The organism is Streptomyces sp. NBC_00122, from assembly GCF_045160845.1.
Lineage (GTDB): Bacteria > Actinomycetota > Actinomycetes > Streptomycetales > Streptomycetaceae > Streptomyces.
Genome location: NZ_CP108191.1, coordinates 2089662 through 2108291, shown reverse-complemented (window position 1 = coordinate 2108291; position 18630 = coordinate 2089662). Strand labels below are relative to the sequence as shown.

General features: G+C 70.5%; 14 protein-coding genes and 1 pseudogene. 2 read left to right on the top strand and 13 right to left on the bottom strand.

Annotated elements, in window-relative coordinates; all coding sequences use genetic code 11:
• Positions 1 to 6 precede the first annotated feature (6 nt).
• Positions 7 to 1238 (bottom strand): annotated as a pseudogene (locus OG737_RS09895) (RNA-guided endonuclease InsQ/TnpB family protein).
• Positions 1239 to 1444: 206 nt separating this feature from the next.
• Between OG737_RS09895 and OG737_RS09890 the strand changes: the two are divergent.
• The gene (locus OG737_RS09890; RefSeq protein WP_405921430.1) at positions 1445 to 2011 is read left to right on the top strand and encodes an acetate uptake transporter; all 567 of its coding nucleotides are present in this window, start codon (positions 1445 to 1447) and stop codon (positions 2009 to 2011) included.
• Between the two features lie 65 nt (positions 2012 to 2076).
• Here OG737_RS09890 and glmS read toward each other — a convergent pair whose 3' ends face one another.
• The 3 genes from glmS to OG737_RS09875 form a co-directional block, all read right to left on the bottom strand.
• Positions 2077 to 3894 carry a glutamine--fructose-6-phosphate transaminase (isomerizing) gene (gene glmS / locus OG737_RS09885; protein ID WP_328925834.1) on the bottom strand — a complete coding sequence of 606 codons (1818 nt, stop codon included), beginning with the start codon at positions 3892 to 3894 and terminating at the stop codon, positions 2077 to 2079.
• Between the two features lie 61 nt (positions 3895 to 3955).
• Positions 3956 to 4231, bottom strand: a complete 276-nt coding sequence (locus OG737_RS09880) for a hypothetical protein (protein ID WP_328925833.1) — start codon at positions 4229 to 4231, stop codon at positions 3956 to 3958.
• 98 nt (positions 4232 to 4329) lie between these two features.
• A complete protein-coding gene (locus tag OG737_RS09875) occupies positions 4330 to 5220 on the bottom strand; it encodes a DUF4429 domain-containing protein (RefSeq protein WP_405679924.1) in 891 nt (296 codons plus the stop codon).
• Positions 5221 to 5271: 51 nt separating this feature from the next.
• On the opposite strand from OG737_RS09875, the gene OG737_RS09870 reads away from it, so the two are divergent.
• Positions 5272 to 6861 (top strand): beta-N-acetylhexosaminidase, encoded by a 1590-nt coding sequence (locus OG737_RS09870; RefSeq protein WP_405921429.1) that lies wholly within the window; start codon positions 5272 to 5274, stop codon positions 6859 to 6861.
• A 139-nt stretch (positions 6862 to 7000) separates the two neighbouring features.
• Here OG737_RS09870 and OG737_RS09865 read toward each other — a convergent pair whose 3' ends face one another.
• The 9 genes from OG737_RS09865 to OG737_RS09825 form a co-directional block, all read right to left on the bottom strand.
• Positions 7001 to 8782 carry an IucA/IucC family protein gene (locus OG737_RS09865; RefSeq protein ID WP_405921428.1) on the bottom strand — a complete coding sequence of 594 codons (1782 nt, stop codon included), beginning with the start codon at positions 8780 to 8782 and terminating at the stop codon, positions 7001 to 7003.
• On the bottom strand, positions 8779 to 9375 hold the full coding sequence (locus tag OG737_RS09860; protein WP_328925829.1) for a GNAT family N-acetyltransferase: 597 nt from the start codon (positions 9373 to 9375) through the stop codon (positions 8779 to 8781). Before OG737_RS09860 ends, OG737_RS09865 begins: the two co-directional genes overlap by 4 nt.
• On the bottom strand, positions 9372 to 10673 hold the full coding sequence (locus tag OG737_RS09855; RefSeq protein ID WP_328925828.1) for a SidA/IucD/PvdA family monooxygenase: 1302 nt from the start codon (positions 10671 to 10673) through the stop codon (positions 9372 to 9374). The genes OG737_RS09860 and OG737_RS09855 overlap by 4 nt, the downstream gene beginning before the upstream one ends.
• Positions 10657 to 12147, bottom strand: coding sequence for a pyridoxal phosphate-dependent decarboxylase family protein (locus OG737_RS09850; protein WP_405921427.1), 1491 nt, complete (start codon positions 12145 to 12147; stop codon positions 10657 to 10659). The genes OG737_RS09855 and OG737_RS09850 overlap by 17 nt, the downstream gene beginning before the upstream one ends.
• Positions 12148 to 12289: 142 nt before the next feature.
• Complete coding sequence (locus OG737_RS09845) at positions 12290 to 13189, bottom strand: siderophore-interacting protein (protein ID WP_328925826.1); 900 nt, start codon at positions 13187 to 13189, stop codon at positions 12290 to 12292.
• A 41-nt stretch (positions 13190 to 13230) separates the two neighbouring features.
• Positions 13231 to 14268, bottom strand: a complete 1038-nt coding sequence (locus OG737_RS09840) for an ABC transporter substrate-binding protein (RefSeq protein ID WP_328925825.1) — start codon at positions 14266 to 14268, stop codon at positions 13231 to 13233.
• A 146-nt stretch (positions 14269 to 14414) separates the two neighbouring features.
• The gene (locus tag OG737_RS09835; RefSeq protein WP_328925824.1) at positions 14415 to 15575 is read right to left on the bottom strand and encodes an acyl-CoA dehydrogenase family protein; all 1161 of its coding nucleotides are present in this window, start codon (positions 15573 to 15575) and stop codon (positions 14415 to 14417) included.
• 7 nt (positions 15576 to 15582) lie between these two features.
• Positions 15583 to 16515, bottom strand: coding sequence for a hydroxymethylglutaryl-CoA lyase (locus OG737_RS09830; RefSeq protein WP_328925823.1), 933 nt, complete (start codon positions 16513 to 16515; stop codon positions 15583 to 15585).
• Complete coding sequence (locus OG737_RS09825; RefSeq protein ID WP_328925822.1) at positions 16512 to 18626, bottom strand: acetyl-CoA carboxylase biotin carboxylase subunit; 2115 nt, start codon at positions 18624 to 18626, stop codon at positions 16512 to 16514. The genes OG737_RS09830 and OG737_RS09825 overlap by 4 nt, the downstream gene beginning before the upstream one ends.
• Positions 18627 to 18630 lie beyond the last annotated feature (4 nt).

Below are 18630 nucleotides of genomic sequence, written 5' to 3'. Positions count from 1 at the left end.
TCTGGCTCACGCAGCCTCCCGGGGCGGCGCCTCGGGAGGTCTTCCACGATCAATGCCAACCGGGGTCAGACCAGCCCGGACGAGCATCACGCGCGCGGAGTTCTTGTCCCGTGGGGACACGGCCCCGCACGCGGTGCAGGTGTATGTGCGCTCTCCCAGCGGCAGTGCGTGCTTGGCTCTCGCTCCGCACTGCGCGCAGTCCATCGTGGTGTGCGCGGGGTGTACCAGGTGCACGGTGCGTCCGTGCTTGCGGCCCATTTCGATCAGGGCTTGCTTGGTGGCGCCGATGGCGGCGTCAGCGGCCTTCCTGGCCATGGTGGTCTTCGCGAGGAACTTCGGCCGGAAATTCTCCATCGCAAGGGCGTCGTGGTCGCGGACCACAGACTTGGCCCACTTGCGGGCTGTGTCCTGCCGCTGCCGGGCGACCTTCTTGTGCAGCTTGGCGCGCTGCCTCTTCACCTTGCGGTGGCCCTTCGACGCTGCCCGCCCCTTTGCGGATTTCCGGCGGGCCATCATCCGGTCGTACCGGGTCAGCTTCGCGGCGGCTCGTCTGCCGTACTCGGCGTGCGGCAGATCGTGGGTGTCGCTGGTGGTGGTCGCGGTCTCGCGCACGCCCCAGTCGATACCGATCACCCGCCCGGTGGCAGGCAGCAGCTCGGCTTGGACGGGGACGACGAATGAGCAGTACCAGTGTCCGAGGCTGTCCTGATAGACGCGCACGCTGGACGGGTCGGCGGGCAGCTTGCGCGACCACACCACCGTCAGGATGATCCCCCCGGCCAGGTGCAGAGCGCCGTTCTTCAGGCGGAAGCCGCGCTTTGTGTAGTTCAGCGACGGGGCGGCCTCACGCTTCTTCTTGTACTTGGGCATCCCGGCTCGACGCGCCATGGGTAGGCGGTCCCTGATGTCTTTCTGCGCCTTGGCCCTGGACCTGCCGAAGTCGCATATCAGTTGTTGCTGCGGGACCGAGCCGCCTTCTCTCAGCCAGGCGTTCGCCTTCCGGGCTTCGGTCAGTATTTTGTCGAGTTGCGCGGGACCGCCGGTGCGCTTGTCCATGCCGTCGGGCCTGGCTTTGTTCCATGCGTGGACTTGCTTGGACTTGGCCACGCACTCGTTCCAGATCCACCGGATCCGTCCCACTCGCCCAGCAGAGAGGCACGGGCAGTGGATGGCACCCGAAGCCTGAAGGTGTACCGGGCGGCGTGCCCGGCATTCTCGGCTATCCGTGGTGTCGTCATGACGCGACCGTAACGCCGTGTTCTTCGCTGTCCGCCCGGATTTTCCGACGATCCCCCGAACGAGTGGCCGATCCGGTCGGCGACTCCCCATCTCGACCAGGTGACCGCGCGCGTTGGGGCGGGTGCTGTGGGTTATGCACCCGTGTAAAGGGTAGATAAATGCTGCTGGGACGCAGCAAACAACTGCAGATCGAAGGGAGCCCGCCGTGGACAATGGTGTCTCTGCGGGAAGCACGGCCTCGACTTCGACCCTGGGGAACATCGCCCTGGGTCTGACCCTTCTCGCATTCGGTATCGGCCACACCGGCGTCATCGACGGCGTGACCGCTGCCAGTTCCGTATCGCTCGCGATGTACGTCGGCGGCGTCGCCCTCTTCCTCCTCGGGCTCCTGGAGTACCGCGGCGGCAACGGGTTCAACGGCACCGCGTTCGCGGGCATCGGCATCTTCTGGTTCACGTGGGCCAAGGGCGCGGGAGCTTCGGTCTCCGACGAAGCCGCCGGAGCGTTTCTTGTCCTCTTCGCGCTGCTCGCGCTGACCCTCACGGTCGCCGCCGCGAGCGGTCTGTTCAGCCAGGGCGTCTACGCCCTGCTGACCCTGTCCCTGCTCCTGCTGGCGATAGGCACCTTCGCGGGCAGCGGCGGGCTCGCCAAGGCCGGCGGCTGGGTCGCCGCCGTGGCCGGCCTGCTGGCCTGGTACGGGGCCACCGCGGCCCTGGCGCACTGGCCGATGGCCCTCGGCAGGGCGGGGCGCGGCGCGGTCGCCGCGGGCTGAGCACCACATGGAGAACCCCCGTGCGCGGTGCGCAGGGGGGTTCCTCACGTGGTGGGGCGGGTCGGCTACTCGACCGTGACCGACTTCGCCAGGTTGCGCGGCTTGTCGATGTCCCGGCCCATGGCCAGGGCCGTGTGGTACGCCAGCAGCTGGAGCGGGATGCCCATCAGGATCGGGTCCAGCTCGTCCTCGTTCTTCGGGACCACGATGGTGTGGTCCGCCTTCTCCTGCTCGCGGTGGGCGACCGCGAGGATGCGGCCGCTGCGAGCCTTGATCTCCTCCAGCGCCGCGCGGTTCTTCTCCAGCAGGTCGTCGTCCGGGACGATCGCGACCGTCGGCAGCGAGGGCTCGATCAGCGCCAGCGGACCGTGCTTGAGCTCGGAGGCCGGGTAGGCCTCGGCGTGGATGTAGGAGATCTCCTTGAGCTTCAGGGAGGCCTCCAGCGCCACCGGGTAGCCGCGCACCCGGCCGATGAACATCATCGACTTGGCCTCGGCGAACTCGGCGGCCAGCTTCTTGATGTCCTCTTCGCCGTCGAGGATCTCCTGGATCTGCGCGGGCAGCTTGCGCAGGCCCTCGATGATCCGCTTGCCGTCGGTGACCGACAGGTCCCGGATCCGGCCCAGGTGCACGGCGAGCAGCGCGAACGCCACGACCGTGTTGGTGAAGCACTTGGTGGAGACGACGCAGACCTCGGGGCCGGCGTGCACGTACACGCCGCCGTCGGCCTCGCGGGCGATCGCCGAGCCGACCACGTTGACCACGCCGAGGACGCGGGCGCCCTTGCGCTTGAGCTCCTGCACGGCCGCGAGCACGTCGTACGTCTCACCGGACTGGGAGACCGCGATGTACAGGGTGTCGGGGTCCACGACCGGGTTGCGGTAGCGGAACTCGGAGGCCGGCTCGGCGTCCGCGGGGATCCGGGCCATGCCCTCGATGAGGCCGGCGCCGATGAGGCCCGCGTGGTACGAGGTGCCGCAGCCCAGGATCTTGACCCGGCGGATGCCGCGCGCCTCGCGCGGGTCCAGGTTCAGGCCGCCCAGGTGGACGGTGTTGAAGCGGTCGTCGATCCGGCCGCGCAGCACGCGGTCGACCGCGTCGGGCTGCTCGGAGATCTCCTTGTGCATGTAGGTGTCGTGGCCGCCCATGTCGTACGAGGCGGCCTCCCACTCCACGGTCTCCGGCGTGGCGGTGGTCGTCGTACCGCTGGTGGTGTAGGTGCGGAAGTCGTCGGCCTTGAGGGTGGCCATCTCGCCGTCGTTGAGGGTGACGACCTGGCGGGTGTGGGCGATCAGCGCGGCGACGTCGGAGGCGACGAGCATCTCCTTCTCGCCGATGCCGAGGATGACCGGGGAGCCGTTGCGGGCGACCACGATGCGGTCGGCGAAGTCGGCGTGCATCACGGCGATGCCGTAGGTGCCCTCGATGACCTTGAGCGCCTCGCGGACCTTCTCCTCGAGGGTGTCGGCCTGGGCGCGGGCGATCAGGTGGGTGATCACCTCGGTGTCGGTCTCGGAGGCGAACACCACGCCTTCGGCCTCCAGCTTGGCGCGCAGCTCGGAGGCGTTGTCGACGATGCCGTTGTGGACGACGGCGACCTTGTTCTCGGGGTCCAGGTGCGGGTGCGAGTTGACGTCGCTCGGGGCGCCGTGGGTGGCCCAGCGGGTGTGGGCGATGCCGGTGGTGCCGGCGAAGCGCTTGGGGACGCGGGACTCCAGCTCGCGGACCCGACCCTTGGCCTTGACGGCCTTGAGGGCCGGGGCCTTCGGGCTGTTGACGACGATGCCCGCGGAGTCGTATCCGCGGTACTCCAGTCGCTGCAGGCCTTCCAGCAGCAGCGGTGCCACGTCACGCTTGCCGATGTAACCGACGATTCCACACATACGGTTCTGCCCCTCCTGAAGTTCGGTTCTGTACTCGTCCGCGGCCGCGTGCGGCGGCCGCTCAGCCGTAGACGATGCGGCGCAGCTGCCGGAGCGAGAGCTCCGAGGGCGCCACGGCGCGGTGCGGCAGCTCGGCCGCGATCCGCTCGAAGATCTCCGCGTTGACCGCTCCGCCGGACTGCAGTTCCCGGTGGCGGCGGCGGACGAACTCCTCGGTCGTCTCGTCGAAGTACGCGAGCACGTCGAGTACCACCCGGGCGGCCTCGCCGCGCTGCAGCGCGGTGCTGCGCACCAGGTGGTCGACGAGGTCGTCATGCGACGGGCGGCGATCGAGCACCCGTAGATACTGGCGGGTGATGGCGCCGAATGCAAAAGATCCTGCCCGAATCCGGGCAGGATCCTTCTGGTATGGACCAGCGGAATGGATGGATCCGGTCAGAAACGCCGCAAAACGGCCTGCTTGGCGGCCGTGAACTCCTCAGCCGTGAGGATCCCCGTCTGATGCATCTCGCCGAGCTCGCGCAGGCGGCGCAGGAGCGTGTCGTGGTCCGCCGCGGTCTCCTCCGGCGGCGCCGCGGCCGCACTGAGGACGGGGACCGCGGCGGGGGCGCCGTCGGCCGCGGCCGCCGCCGGGTGGGGCAGCCGCAGCGCCACCGCCGCCGCGACCAGCGCCATCAGCGGGTCGTTCTTGAAACCGAAGAGCTCCACCGTGAAGGGGTCGTACTTGGGCGCGGCGGCCGACGCGACGCCCACCGGGAGGAAGCGCAGCCAGCCGTTGCTCAGACCCTTCGACGGGGACCACTCCACCGTCCGGAGGTCGGCCAGGCCGAAGCCCCGCGTCCCGCCGGACCGCTTGGCCTCCTCGGCCGTCCAGTTCCACTCCAGGGTGACCCGGTCCCCGTCGAAGGCCACGGTCCCGTCGCCCGCGGCCACCGTGATCGGCACCGCGGGACCCGGCAGCAGGTACTCACGGGTGGGGCCGGTGTCCACCTGCTCCAGCAGCAGCGCGGCCCGCACCTCGTCCACGAAGTACTCCGCCACCCCGGTCCGGTCCTGCTCCACGGTGAGCCGGTACGGGTCGGAGGCCTCCGACAGCCGCCCGCCGGTCACCTGGAGCAGAGGATCCGCGCCGTCACGCAGCCGTAGTCGGAGCCGGCCCGCCTTGCGCCCCGGCTCGAAGCTGATCCCGGCCAGCGCGCGCAGCGGCACGGCCACTTCGCCGAGCGTCTGGCGCAACGGGCCCACCCCCTTGTCGCGGCCCGGCACGATGCGCACCGTGTCCCCGTCGAAGGTCCAAGTGCCGTCCTTCTGGATGATTTCCGCCATCCGATGATTCTCGCACCGGCCAGGACGGCCCACTTGGCCTATACCTGCCTCATGAGAGTCCTGCGACGCACGCTCGGCACCCTCCTCGTCCTCGGCGCCCTCGGTGTCTCCGTCTCGTGTACCGACGCCCGCGGTGACGACGCCAGGGCCGGCGACGATCCCCCCGCCGCCCTGGCCCCCTTCGAACGGCTCCTGCCCGCACCCGTCTCCGCGAGCGCCGAAGGCCCCGGGTACGCCGTCGGGCCGGGCACGGTCATCCGTACCGGCCCGGGGCCGGACGAGGAGGTCCGGCGGGTCGGTGAACTCCTCGCGGAGCAGCTGCGCGGCCCGAGCGGGCTGCCGCTGCCCGTGGTCGGCGGGGCCGGCGGGGACGGGATCTTGCTGCGGATCGACGAGGAGACGGAGGGGGTCGGCGACGAGGGGTACCGGCTGGAGTCCCGCCCGGACGGGATCACCCTCACCGCGCGGACCCCGGCGGGGCTGTTCCACGCGGGGCAGACGCTGCGCCAGCTGCTGCCGGTGGCGGGCCCCGGGACGGTGCCGGGCGGGACGGTCACCGACCGGCCGAGGTTCGCGTACCGCGGGGCGATGGTGGACATCGCGCGGCACTTCTTCACGGTCGAGCAGGTCAAGAGGTACGTCGACCAGATCGCCCAGTACAAGGTCAACACCCTGCACGTGCACCTGACCGACGACCAGGGGTGGCGCCTGGCGGTCGACTCCTGGCCGCGGCTGGCGGAGTACGGCGGCGGCAGCGAGGTCGGCGGCGGACCCGGCGGCCACTGGACGAAGGACGAGTACCGGGAACTCGTCGCCTACGCGGGGCAGCGGTACGTCGACGTGGTCCCGGAGATCGACATGCCGGGGCACGTGAACGCGGCGCTCGCCTCGTACGCGGAGCTGAACTGCGACGGCAAGGCCCCCGCGCGGTACACGGGGATCAAGGTCGGTTTCAGCTCGCTGTGCGTCGGCAAGGAGCGGACGTACCAGTTCATCGACCAGGTGCTCGGCGAGCTGGCGGAGCTGACGCCCGGCCGCTACCTGCACATCGGAGGCGACGAGGCGCACTCGACGCCCGCCGCGGACTACGCGGCCTTCATGGACCGGGCGCAGGCGGTGGTGGGCCGGTACGGGAAGACGGTGGTCGCCTGGCACCAGCTGGCGGCGGCCCGTCCGGCGCCGGGCGCGGTGCTGCAGTACTGGGGCCACGACCGCACCCCGGCGGCGGACAGGACACGGGTGGCGACGGCGGCCGCGGCGGGCCACCCGTTGATCCTGTCCCCGGCGGACCGGCTCTACCTGGACATGAAGTACGACCTGGCCACGAAGCCGGGCCTGGCCTGGGCCGGCTTCGTCCCGGTGCGGCGGTCGTACTCCTGGAACCCGGGCTCCTACCTGCCCGGCGTCCCCGAATCCGCGGTCCTGGGGGTGGAGGCCCCGCTGTGGACGGAGACCGTCGCGACGCGCGCCGACTGGGAGTTCATGGCCTTCCCCCGGCTCCTGAGCCTGGCGGAACTGGGCTGGTCCCCGCAGGCCGCACTCGGCTGGACCTCGTACAGCCGCCGCCTGGCGGCCCAGGCACCCCGCCTGGAGGCCCAGGACATCACCTTCTACCGCTCGCCGGACGTCCCCTGGTCCTAGGACCTGTCGTGGTCCCGCACCGGGATCCACGCGAGGCGTGTCCGCGAAGAGGGCCGGTCAGGGCTTCGCGGACACGCCTCGCGGGTGAGGGAGCGGTCGCGGCGTCGAGGGACCGTATCGAGACCGCGACCGCCCCCGGTCACCGCCGGGCGAAGGCCGCGACGGGGTTCCTGAGGGTGCCGATCAGCTGGAGGGCGGCCGACGGGTCGGCGAGGTCGACCATCTGCTTGTTGTTGCGCAGCTGCAGGCGGTTCAGGCAGGACAGCTGGAACTCGTCCGCGAACAGGTCGTAGCGGGCGAAGCGCTCCGCGAGGGCCGGCACGGAGTCCTGGTACGCGTGGGCGCAGTCCGCGACCGCCCGCCAGAACGTGTCCTCGTCGCAGATGCCCTCCGTGACGAGGATCGGGCCGAGGAAGCGGAAGAAGCAGTCGAAGACGTCCGTGAAGACCGACAGCAGCTTCATGTCCTCCGGGATGTCCGCCCGGACCCGCTCGACCGCGGGCGGCAGGACCGCGTCCGGGTCCATGACCACGATCTCCTCGGCGATGTCCTTGAAGATCGCCCGCTTCACCACGCCGCCCTCGATGACGAGGATCGTGTTCTCGCCGTGCGGCATGTACGCGAGGTCGTACCGGTAGAAGCAGTGCAGGAGGGGGACCAGGTACGCGCGGAGGTAGGACGCCAGCCACTGCGACGGGGTCAGGCCCGACTCCGCGATCAGGGCGCCGACGAAGGAGTTGCCCTCGGCGTCCACGTGGAGGAGCGAGGCCATGGTGGCCAGGCGCTCGTCGCCCTGCAGGGAGTTCACGGGGGACTCGCGCCACAGCGCGGCCAGCATCTTGCGGTACGGGGAGTACCGGTCGGTGGCGCGCTCGTACTGGCGGTGGTGGTAGCCGATCGCCGCCCGCTCGCGGATGATCGAGAAGTCGACGGACCGCAGGACGGGGTCCGACTCGATCAGCTGGTGGAGCCAGTCGTTGATGGCCGGGGTGGCCTCCATGTACGCGGCCGACAGGCCGCGCATGAAGCCCATGTTGAGGACCGAGATGGCGGTCTTCACGTAGTGCTTCGCGGGGGTGGTCGTGTTGAAGAACGTACGGATCGACTGCTGGGGCAGGTAGGCGTCGGAGCCTTCGCCCAGCAGGACCAGGCGCTGGTTCGCGATCTCGGCCGCGAAGGTGACCGTGGTCTTGTTCCACCACTGCCAGGGGTGGACGGGGAGCAGGTGGTAGTCCGCCAGGTCCAGGCCGAGGGAGGACAGCTTCGCGGAGAAGCCGGCGATGGCCGTCTCGCCCAGTTCGGCGCGCATGAACGCGTCGTGGTCCAGGTCCGGGCCCGCCGTGAAGGTGGAGACGTCCTTGCGGGCCGCCACCCACACCAGGTGGACCGGGCTCGCCGTCTCGGGGGCGTACGAGAGGTACTCGTGCACGCCGAAGCCGAGGCGGCCGTTGTTCGCCACGAAGCAGGGGTGGCCCTCGGTCATGCCCGTCTCGATGTCCTGGAAGGAGGACGTGGCCAGCACCGACGCGGGGACCTGCGGCTTGGTGTACTTGAAGCCCGTGCCGGCCAGGGTGGAGGAGATCTCCTCCAGGTAGACGGGCAGGACCTCGGCGCTGAGGCCCAGGGTCCCGCTGAGCTCGATGTGGAAGTCGAGGGCGTCCAGCGGGAGCTCGGCGCCGCCTCGGTGGCGGGTGATCGAGGACTCGTCCACCGACCAGTGGTCCAGGGCGTGGAGGTCGGCCTTGAAGCGGTACTCGACGGTGGAGTCGTCGCTCAGCACCGAGTAGAAGCCGGAGTCCAGCGGCTTCGGAGTCAGCAGGCGCTCGTGGGAGAACTCCGCGAGGGCCTTGCGGACGAGGGCGCGGTTGGCCCGTGCCCACAGCTCGGGGGAGAGGTGGGAGACGGCGTCGGCGAGGCTCATATCGAGAGTTCCTTCGTGGTGCTGATGCCGGTGGCGGCCTCGAACCGCGCACGGGTGCAGAAGCTCAGCAGGGCTTCCTTCTCCGGCTTCTGGACCGGGCCGTCCGGCAGGAAGCCGACGGCCTCGTTCAGGGCGTGGACCGCCGTGTTGCGGACGTCCGGTTCGACGACCACACGGGCGGCCGCCGGGTCCGCGAACACGGCCGCCATGACCGTGGTGATGACCGCGCGGGTGAACCCGTGCACGGGGGTGTCGCTCGGCGCGACGAGGAAGTGCATGCCGACGTCGCCGGGCTGGGCGTCGTAGAGGCCGACCAGCTCCAGCTCGGCCGGGTCGTACGTCTCCATCAGGAAGGCCGGCCGGCCCTCGTGGAGGCCGATGAAGGCCTGGTGGTGCTCGGCCGCGGCGATCTTCATGTACTCGCGCTCGACGTCCGGCAGCGAGGCGTCCTGCATCATCCAGAACGAGGCCTTGGGGTGCGTGACCCAGCCGTGCAGGAGTTCCGCGTCCGAGAAGGGGTCCAGCGGGCGGAGGGAGAAGGTCCCGAGCGCCGCGTCGGTGCGGGCGTACAGGATCTCGGAGGTGGTGCTCATGCGTGCGTGCCTTCCGGGGCTGCGAACTGCTGGAACGCGATGGACTTCTCGACCTTGTAGTGCTCGCGGCCGAGGAGCTCACCGATGATGTACGCGTTGCGGTACGCGGCCATGCCCAGGTCGGGCGAGGTGAGGGAGTGGTTGTGGGTCGCGCCGTTCTGCAGGTAGACCTCGCGCCCGGTGGTGTCGACGCTGTAGTTGCGGGCGGCGTCGAGGCGGCCGCGGCCGTCGAAGTTCAGCCGGTCGCGCAGGGGGGCGAGGAACTCCGGGACGGTGTACTTGTAGCCGGTGGCCAGGACCAGGCCCTCGGTCGCGAGGGTGAAGTCCCGCTCCTGCTCCTCCTGGCGCAGGCCCAGGGTGTACGTGCCCGTGGTGGTGTCGTAGGCCGTGCTGTTCAGCGAGGTGTTGGTCAGCAGGGTGGTCGGGACGGCGCCCGGCATGCTGATCTTCTTCTGGTAGAGCAGGTCGAAAATGGCGTTGATCAGGTCGCCGTCGATGCCCTTGAAGAGGTTCTTCTGCTGGGTCTCCAGCCGGTAGCGGGTGTCCTCGGGGAGGGCGTGGAAGTAGTCCACGTACTCGGGGGAGGTCATCTCCAGCGTCAGCTTCGTGTACTCCAGCGGGAAGAACCGCGGTGAGCGCGTGACCCAGTTGAGCTGGTAGCCGTACACGTCGATCTCGGCCAGCAGGTCGTAGTAGATCTCGGCCGCGCTCTGGCCGGAGCCGACCAGGGTGATCGACTTCTTCTTCTGCAGCTCCGCTTTGTGTCGCATGTAGGCGGAGTTGTGCAGGAAGTCCCCGCCGAGGCGGGCGCAGGCCTCCGGGACGAAGGGCGTGGTGCCGGTACCGAGGACCAGGCGGCGGGCCAGGTGGGTCTCGCCCCGGTCCGTGCGGACCTCGTACAGGCCGGCCCGCTCGTCGTAGGTGACCTCGGTGACGGAGGTGGAGTACAGGACGTTGTCGAGCCGGTCGGCGGCCCAGCGGCAGTAGTCGTTGTACTCGGCCCGCAGCGGGTAGAAGTTCTCCCGGATGTAGAAGGAGTACAGCCGGTCCTGGTCCTTCAGGTAGTTCAGGAAGGAGAAGGGCGACGTCGGGTCGGCGAGGGTGACCAGGTCCGACATGAACGGCGTCTGCAGGTGGGCGCCGTCCAGGAACATTCCGGCGTGCCACTCGAAGTGCGGCTTCGACTCGATGAACAGGCCGTCGAGTTCGTCGATCGGCGCCGTCAGGCAGGCGAGTCCCAGATTGAAGGGACCCAAGCCGATGCCGATGAAGTCGTGGGGCTCAGTGGTGGACGGCAAGGGATTCTCCCAGGAACTGCTCGGCGTGTGCGGCGAGAAGGTCGAGGACGGCCGTGATGTCGGCCGTCGTGGTCTGAGGGTTGAGGAGGGTGAACTTCAGGTACTGGTCCCCGTCCACCTTGGTGCCCGCGACGACGGCCTCGCCGGAGGCGAACAGGGCCTTGCGGGCGTGCAGGTTGGCCTCGTCGACCAGGTCCCCCCGGACCTCGCCCGCCGGGACGTAGCGGAAGACGAGGGTGGAGATCTGGGGCCTTACGACGACCTCGAAGCGCGGGTCGGCGTCGATGAGGTCCCAGCCGGCGGCGGCCAGGTCGACGACCTCGTCGAAGAGCGAGCCGACGCCGTCGGCGCCCATGACGCGCAGGGTCATCCAGAGCTTGAGCGCGTCGAAGCGGCGCGTGGTCTGGATGGACTTGTCCACCTGGTTGGGGATGTGCTCCTCGGCCATCCGGCGCGGGTTGAGGTAGTCCGCGTGGTACGTGGCGTGCCTCAGGGTGTCGCGGTCGCGGACCAGCACGGCGCTGGAACTGACGGGCTGGAAGAAGGACTTGTGGTAGTCGACCGTGACCGAGTCGGCGCGCTCGATGCCGTCGAGGAGGTGCCGGCGGGTGGGGGAGACCAGCAGTCCGCAGCCGTACGCGGCGTCCACGTGCATCCACGCGCAGTGCTCGGCGGCCAGGCGGGCGATCTCGGGGAGCGGGTCGATGGACCCGAAGTCGGTGGTGCCTGCGGTGGCGACGACGGCCATCGGGAAGAGGCCTTCGGCGGCGCACTCCTCCAGCTCCAGGGCGAGCACCGCGGTGTCCATGCGGCGGCTGCGGTCGACGGGGACGGCGATGACGGCCTCGTAGCCGAGTCCGAGCATGGCGGCCGACTTCTTCACGCTGAAGTGGCTGGCCTCGGAGGTGAAGATGCGCAGTTTCGGGAGGAGTTCGGCCTTGGTGAGCTCGCGGCCCTCGTCCAGCGCCTTCTTCATGACGATGCGGCAGGCCTCGTCACGGGCGAGGAGCAGCGCGTGGAAGTTGGACTGGCTGCCGCCGGAGGTGAAGACGCCGTCGGCGCCGGGGCCGAGGCCGATGCGCCGGGCGGTCCAGTCGATGAGACGGCGCTCGATGAGCGTGCCGCCGATGGACTGGTCCCAGGTGTCGAGGGAGGAGTTGACGGCCGACAGGACCGCCTCGCCGAGCACCGCGGGGATGACGACCGGGCAGTTGAGGTGGCCCAGGTAGCGCGGGTGGTGGAAGTAGACCGCGTCGCGCAGGTAGACGTCCTCCAGCTCGTCGAGGGCGGCGGCCGGGTCTTCGAGCGGCTTGTCGAGGTCGATCCCGTCGATGACCGGGGCGAGTTCGTCGACGGAGATGCCGGTGTGGGGCCGCTGCGTGCTCGCGAGTTTGGCCGCGACGCGTTCGACTCCCTCGGTGACGGAACGCCGGTAGAGGTCCGCGGTCGTCTCGTTCAGCAGATGCGAGCGCATCAACTTTCCTCCGGGCAGGCAGAGCGGGGGGTGGGGTGGCATGGCTTAGGTTAGCCTAACCTAAGTATTAGGCCAAATGGAGATGGGCCCCGGCCGAAAGCCGGGGCCCATCTCCAACTGCGTTGTGACGTACGGGAATTGACTACAGCTCGGAAGCCGGGTCCTCGCTCGGGGCCTGGCCCGCGTACGCCTCGGCGAGGAGCTGCTCCTCGCTCGCGCCGAGTCGCCAGTAGCCGGTGAAACGCACCGCGCGGCGATCGACAGATCGTTCCTGCACGAAGTGCCGGCGCACGGCCCGGATCGTGCCGGACTCGCCCGCCAGCCATACGTACGGCGCTTCGGCGGGGCGCGGTTCCTCGGCCCGCAGCACGCTCAGCAGCTGCTCGGTCCGCTCCCGGCCCGCGCTGCCGCGCACGATCCAGGTGATGTCCGCCTCGGCGAGGGTGTCCAGCGGCAGCCGGTCGTCCTCGTGCGGGACCTCCAGCCACGCCCGGACCCGGGTGCCCGCGGGCAGCCGGTCCAGGATGGCGGCGGCGGCCGGGAGGGCCGTCTCGTCGGCGTACATCCAGATCGCGTCGCCGCCGGCCGGCGGCTGGAACCGTACGGACTTGTTCTCCGCGACGGCCGGGCCGATCGCCATGATCCGGCGGCCGGTGACCGCCCGTCCCGCCCAGCGGGAGGCGGGGGACGCGTCCCCGTGCAGGACGAAGTCGATGTCGACCTCGTCCACGCCCCCGGCCGTACGGCGCTGCTCGCGCACGGTGTAGGAGCGCATCACCGGGCGTTCCCCGTCCGGCATTCCGCGCCAGGCGGCGAACCAGGTGTCCTCGTCCGTGGACGGGAGCACCGTGTGCTCCTGGTCGCCCGCCGGCAGGAAGAGCGACAGGCTCTGGTCGAAGCCGCCCGAGCGGAAGTCCGCGAGGGACTCGCCGCCGAACGTGACCCTCAGGAACGAGTGGCCGAGGCGGCGCGTGCGGAGCACGTCGAGCGCGAAGAACCGGAAGTGCGCTACGGCCGGGGCGTCGGACGCGGTGGCGGTCATGCGGAGAGTCCCCCCTGGGATTCAGCCGGAGTGAAGGGTGGTCAGCTGACCTTCTTGGCGCTCTGGACGGCCTTCGTGAGGTCCTCCAGGATCTGGGCGCACTTGTCGTACGAGTAGATCGGCTCGGTGACGCGCGGGGTGACCTGGCCGGCCTTGACGGCGGGGAGCTCGGCCCACGTGGCCTTCGCCTTCAGGTCCGTCGGCTGCAGGGTGCCGGTGCGGTTGTCGAGCAGGACGACGTCGGCCTTGTACTTGCCGGCGTTCTCCCAGCTGAGGCTCTCGAAGAAGCCGCCCTCGTCCAGCTTCTCCGGGGTGACGAACTCGACGCCGAGGGACTTGAAGTACTTCAGGTCGGCCGAGGTGTCCGGGGTCGAGACGTAGAAGAGGTCGGCGGAGCCGGACCCGACGAGCACCTTGACGCCCGGGTTGGCCTTGGTGGCCTCGCGCAGCTTCGCGGCGGCGGCCTCGAAGCGGGCCTTCGCGTCGACGGTGTTCTTGGCGTTCATGTCGGCGCCGAGGGACTTGGCGAGGTCCGCGGTGCGCTCCAGCGCCTTGTCGAGGGTGACGTCGCCGCCCACCTTGATCGCGGCGGCCGGGGCCAGCTTCAGGATCTTGTCCTTGGAGGCCTCCGGGACGTACCAGTACGTGCCGTCCCAGGTGTTGGTGACCAGCAGGTCGGGCTGGAGGGCCGCGTACTTCTCGACGTTGAACTCGTCGTAGACGTTGCCGAGGATCTCGACCTTGGAGATGTCCATCGAGCCGGCCTGGACGTCGGGCTTGCCGTCGGCGGTCTTGGTCGGGCCGAACACGCCCTTGACCGGGACGCCGTAGTCGTACAGCGCGGCGGCGGTGCCGGTGAACGCGACGACGTTCTTCGGCGTGGACTTGGTGCTGACGTCCTTGCCGAGGTCGTCCTTGAACGACCAGGGGCCCGAAGCCGCGGCGCCCTTGTCCTTGCCGCCGTCACCCTTCGCCGAGTCGGTGCCTCCGCACGCGGCGAGCGCCGCGACGAGGCCGAGGGCGCCGCCGGCCGCGACGAATCCGCGGCGGGTCAGGGAGGAGGTTCGGGACTTGGGCATGTCGATGTCCGCTTTCGTGCGTGCAGGGCGGCCAGCCACCGGGCCGTTCGGAAGGAAGGTTAGCCTAACCTTGGCCGAAAGCGGTAAGGGGGCCCTAACTTTCAGGGCCCCCTCCGTGCTGTCCTGCGTCCGTACGAGTCCTGCGGCTAGGCGGAGAAGCCCAGTTCACGCGCGATCAGCATGCGCTGGACCTCGCTCGTGCCCTCGCCGATCTCCAGGATCTTGGAATCCCGCCACATCCGGGCCACGGGGTACTCGTTCATGAACCCGTAGCCGCCGTGGATCTGAGTGGCCTCGCGGGCGTTGTCGACGGCGACCGTGGAGGAGTACAGCTTCGCGATCGCCGCCTCCTTCTTGAACGGCTCCCCGGCCACCAGCCGGGAGGCCGCGTCGCGCCAGCCGACGCGGGCCATGTGCGCGCGCATCTCCATGTCGGCCAGCTTGAACTGGATGGCCTGGTTGTCGCCGATCGCCTTGCCGAAGGCGTGCCGCTCCCTGGCGTACTTCACCGACTCGTCCACGCAGCCCTGGGCGAGCCCGGTGGCCAGCGCCGAGATGGCGATGCGGCCCTCGTCGAGGATCCGGAGGAACTGGGCGTAGCCGCGCCCCTCTTCGCCCACCAGGTTGGCGAGCGGGACCCGTACGCCGTCGAAGGACAGCTCACGGGTGTCCGAGGAGTTCCAGCCGACCTTCGAGTACGGCGCGGCCACCGTGAAGCCCGGCGTGCCGGACGGGACGATGATCGAGGAGATCTCGGGGCGGCCGTCCGCCTTGCGGCCCGTCACGGCGGTGACGGTGACCAGACCGGTGATGTCCGTACCGGAGTTGGTGATGAAGCACTTGGAGCCGTTGATGACCCACTCGTCGCCCTCGCGCACGGCGGTGGTGCGGGTGCCGCCCGCGTCGCTGCCCGCGCCGGGCTCGGTCAGGCCGAAGGCGCCCAGGATCTCGCCGGAGCACATCTTCGGCAGCCACTCCCGCTTCTGCTCCTCCGAGCCGAAGAGGTAGATCGGCATGGCGCCGAGGGAGACGCCGGCCTCCAGGGTGATGGCGACCGAGGAGTCGACGCGCGCCAGTTCCTCCAGGGCGATGCCGAGGGCGAGGTAGTCGCCGCCCATGCCGCCGTACTCCTCGGGGAAGGGCAGGCCGAACAGGCCCATGCGGCCCATCTCGCGGACGATCTCGTACGGGAACTCGTGGCGCTCGTACAGGTCGCCGATCTTGGGCGCGACGACGTCGTGCGCGAACTCCTCGACGGTGCGGCGGAGTTCCTCGTGCTCAGGGGTGAGCCGGTGGTCGAGGGACATGATGTGACTACTCCTTGTGGGAGAGGGCGCGGACGGTACGGGAGGGGCTGGGGCGCCCCAGCTGTTCGGCCATCCACACGCTCGTGGCGGTGAGGGCGGCCAGATCGACCCCGGTCTCGATGCCGAGACCGTCGAGCATCCACACCAGGTCCTCGGTGGCGAGGTTGCCGGTGGCGCTCTTCGCGTACGGGCATCCGCCGAGGCCGCCGGCCGAGGCGTCGACCGTGGTCACGCCGTGCTGGAGCGCGGCGAGGGTGTTGGAGAGGGCCTGGCCGTAGGTGTCGTGGAAGTGCACGCCGATGCGGTCGGTGGCGACGCCCGCCTCGTTCAGGCCGCTGAGCAGTGCCTGGACGTGGCCGGGGGTCGCGACGCCGATCGTGTCGCCGAGGCTGAGCTCGTCGCAGCCGAGGTCGAGCAGGGACGTGGCCACGGAGACGACCTGGTGGACCGGGACCGGGCCCTCCCAGGGGTCGCCGAAGCACATCGAGAGGTAGCCGCGGACGTGCGCCTTGCCCTCCTTCGCGCGGGCCACGACGGGCTCGAACATGGCGAGGGACTCGGCGACGGTCCGGTTGAGGTTGCGGGAGGCGAAGGTCTCGGTGGCCGATCCGAAGACGGCGATGCGGGTGGCACCGAGGGCGAGGGCGCGGTCGAGCCCGCGCTCGTTGGGGACGAGGACGGGCAGGGCCGCCTGCACGTCGCCGAGGAGCGGGAACAGTTCCTCGGCGTCGGCGAGCTGCGGCACCCACTTGGGGTGGACGAAGCTGGTGGCCTCGACGGTGGTGAGGCCGGCCGCGGCGAGCCGGTGGATGAACTCGGCCTTGACGGCGGTGGGGACGGCCGTCTTCTCGTTCTGCAGCCCGTCGCGGGCGCCGACCTCGTGGATCCGGACCCGGGCCGGGAGGCCGGGGGCCGGGACGGTCATGGGCAGACGGTTCATGCGGCCGCCTCCTCTTCCGGTTCCGGGGTGACCACGGCCAGGACCTGGTCCATGGCGACGGTGGTGCCGGGGGTGACGTCGAGCTCGGTGACGGTCCCGGCGTGCGGGGCGGAGATGACGTGCTCCATCTTCATGGCCTCGACGACGAGGAGGCTCTGCCCGGCCACCACCTTGTCGCCGACGGCCACCTTGACGACGGTGACGGTGCCGGGCATGGGGGCGGCCAGGGTGTCGGCCCCCGCGTGGCCGCTCCCGCTCAGGGCGGCGGCCACCGGGTCGTGGGCCTGCACGTGCCAGGAGTCCGCGTCGCGGCCCAGCCAGGTCCCCTCCGGGGAGGTGGCGTGGCTGAAGGTGTGCGTGACGCCGTCCAGCTCGATGGTGAGGTGGTCCGGTGTGCGGGTGACGATCCGGGCGCGCGCCGGTGCGCTGGGGCTCTGCCCCAGACCCCGCGCCTCAAACGCCGGCGAGGCTGGATCGGTGCCGGAGTCGGCCAGGACGAGCTCGGTCCCGGAGCCCGACGGCCGAGTGCGGACCTCCACGGGATCCTGGCCGGGGAGGCGGAAGCGGTGCACGGTCCACGCCGGAGTCCCGCCGAGGCGCCAGCCGTTGACGGCATCGAACGGGTCGACCCACCTACCCAGCCCGTCCGGCGTTTGAGGACCGGGGTCTGGGGCGGAGCCCCAGGTTCGGGAAGGGGCGGGGTGGGGGCCAGACAGCAGCGCAGCCGCTGCGTACACCTCGGCCGGGACGCCGTCCGGGAGGAGGGACGGGAGGTCGCGCTCGACCAGGCCCGTGTCCAGTTCGCCCGACACCACGTCCGGGTGCGCGAGCAGACGACGCAGGAACCCCGCGTTGGTCTGGACACCCAGGATCACCGTGTCGGCGAGGGCGGCCCGCAGCATGCGCAGGGCACTGGCCCGGTCCGGCCCGTGGACGATGACCTTCGACAGCATCGGGTCGTACGTCGACCCGACCGGCACGCCCGCCGTCAGCCCGGAGTCCGTACGGACCGGGCCGCCGTCCGGCTCGGACAGCGCCAGGACCGTACCGCCGGACGGCAGGAACCCCCGGGCGGGGTCCTCCGCGCAGACACGGGCCTCGATGGCGTGGCCGGTCAGCGTCACGTCGGACTGGTCGAACCCGAGAGGAGCCCCCGCGGCCACGCGCAGCTGCTGCTCCACCAGGTCCAGGCCGGTGATCAGCTCCGTCACCGGGTGCTCGACCTGGAGGCGCGTGTTCATCTCCATGAAGAAGTACGAGGAGGGGTCCCCGCCCGGGACGATGAACTCCACCGTGCCCGCGCCGACGTACCCGCAGGAGCGGGCCGCGTCGACGGCCGCCGCGCCCATCGCCGCGCGGGTCTTCTCGTCGAGCAGGACCGAGGGGGCTTCTTCGATGACCTTCTGGTGGCGGCGCTGGAGCGAGCACTCGCGCTCGCCCAGGTGGACCACGTTCCCGTGGGAGTCCGCCAGCACCTGGATCTCGATGTGCCGGGGCCGGTCCACCCACCGCTCGACCAGGAGGGTGTCGTCGCCGAAGGACGAGCGGGCCTCGCGGCGGGCCGCCGCGATCTCCTCGGCCAGCACCGCCTCGTCGCGTACGAGCCGCATGCCCTTGCCGCCGCCGCCCGCCGAGGGCTTCAGCAGCACCGGCATGCCGATCTCCGAGGCGGCCGCGACCAGTTCGGCGTCGGTCAGGCCGCTGCCGGAGGAGCCGGGGACCACGGGCACGCCCGCCGCCTTCACCGTCTCCTTGGCCCGGATCTTGTCGCCCATGAGGGAGATGGCGGAGGCGGGCGGCCCGATGAAGGCCAGTCCGGCGTCCGCGCAGGCCTGGGCGAAGGCCGCGTTCTCGGCGAGGAAGCCGTAGCCCGGGTGCACGGCCTCGGCGCCCGTCCGCTTCGCGGCATCCAGCAGCCGCTCCACCGACAGGTAGCTCTCGGCGGCCGCCGCCGGGCCGATGCGGACGGCCGTGTCGGCCTCCCGTACGTGGCGGGCGTCCGCGTCGGCGTCGCTGAAGACGGCCACGGAGCGGATGCCGAGCTCCCGCAGGGTGCGGATGACCCGGACCGCGATCTCGCCGCGGTTCGCGACCAGAACAGTGCTGAACATCGAA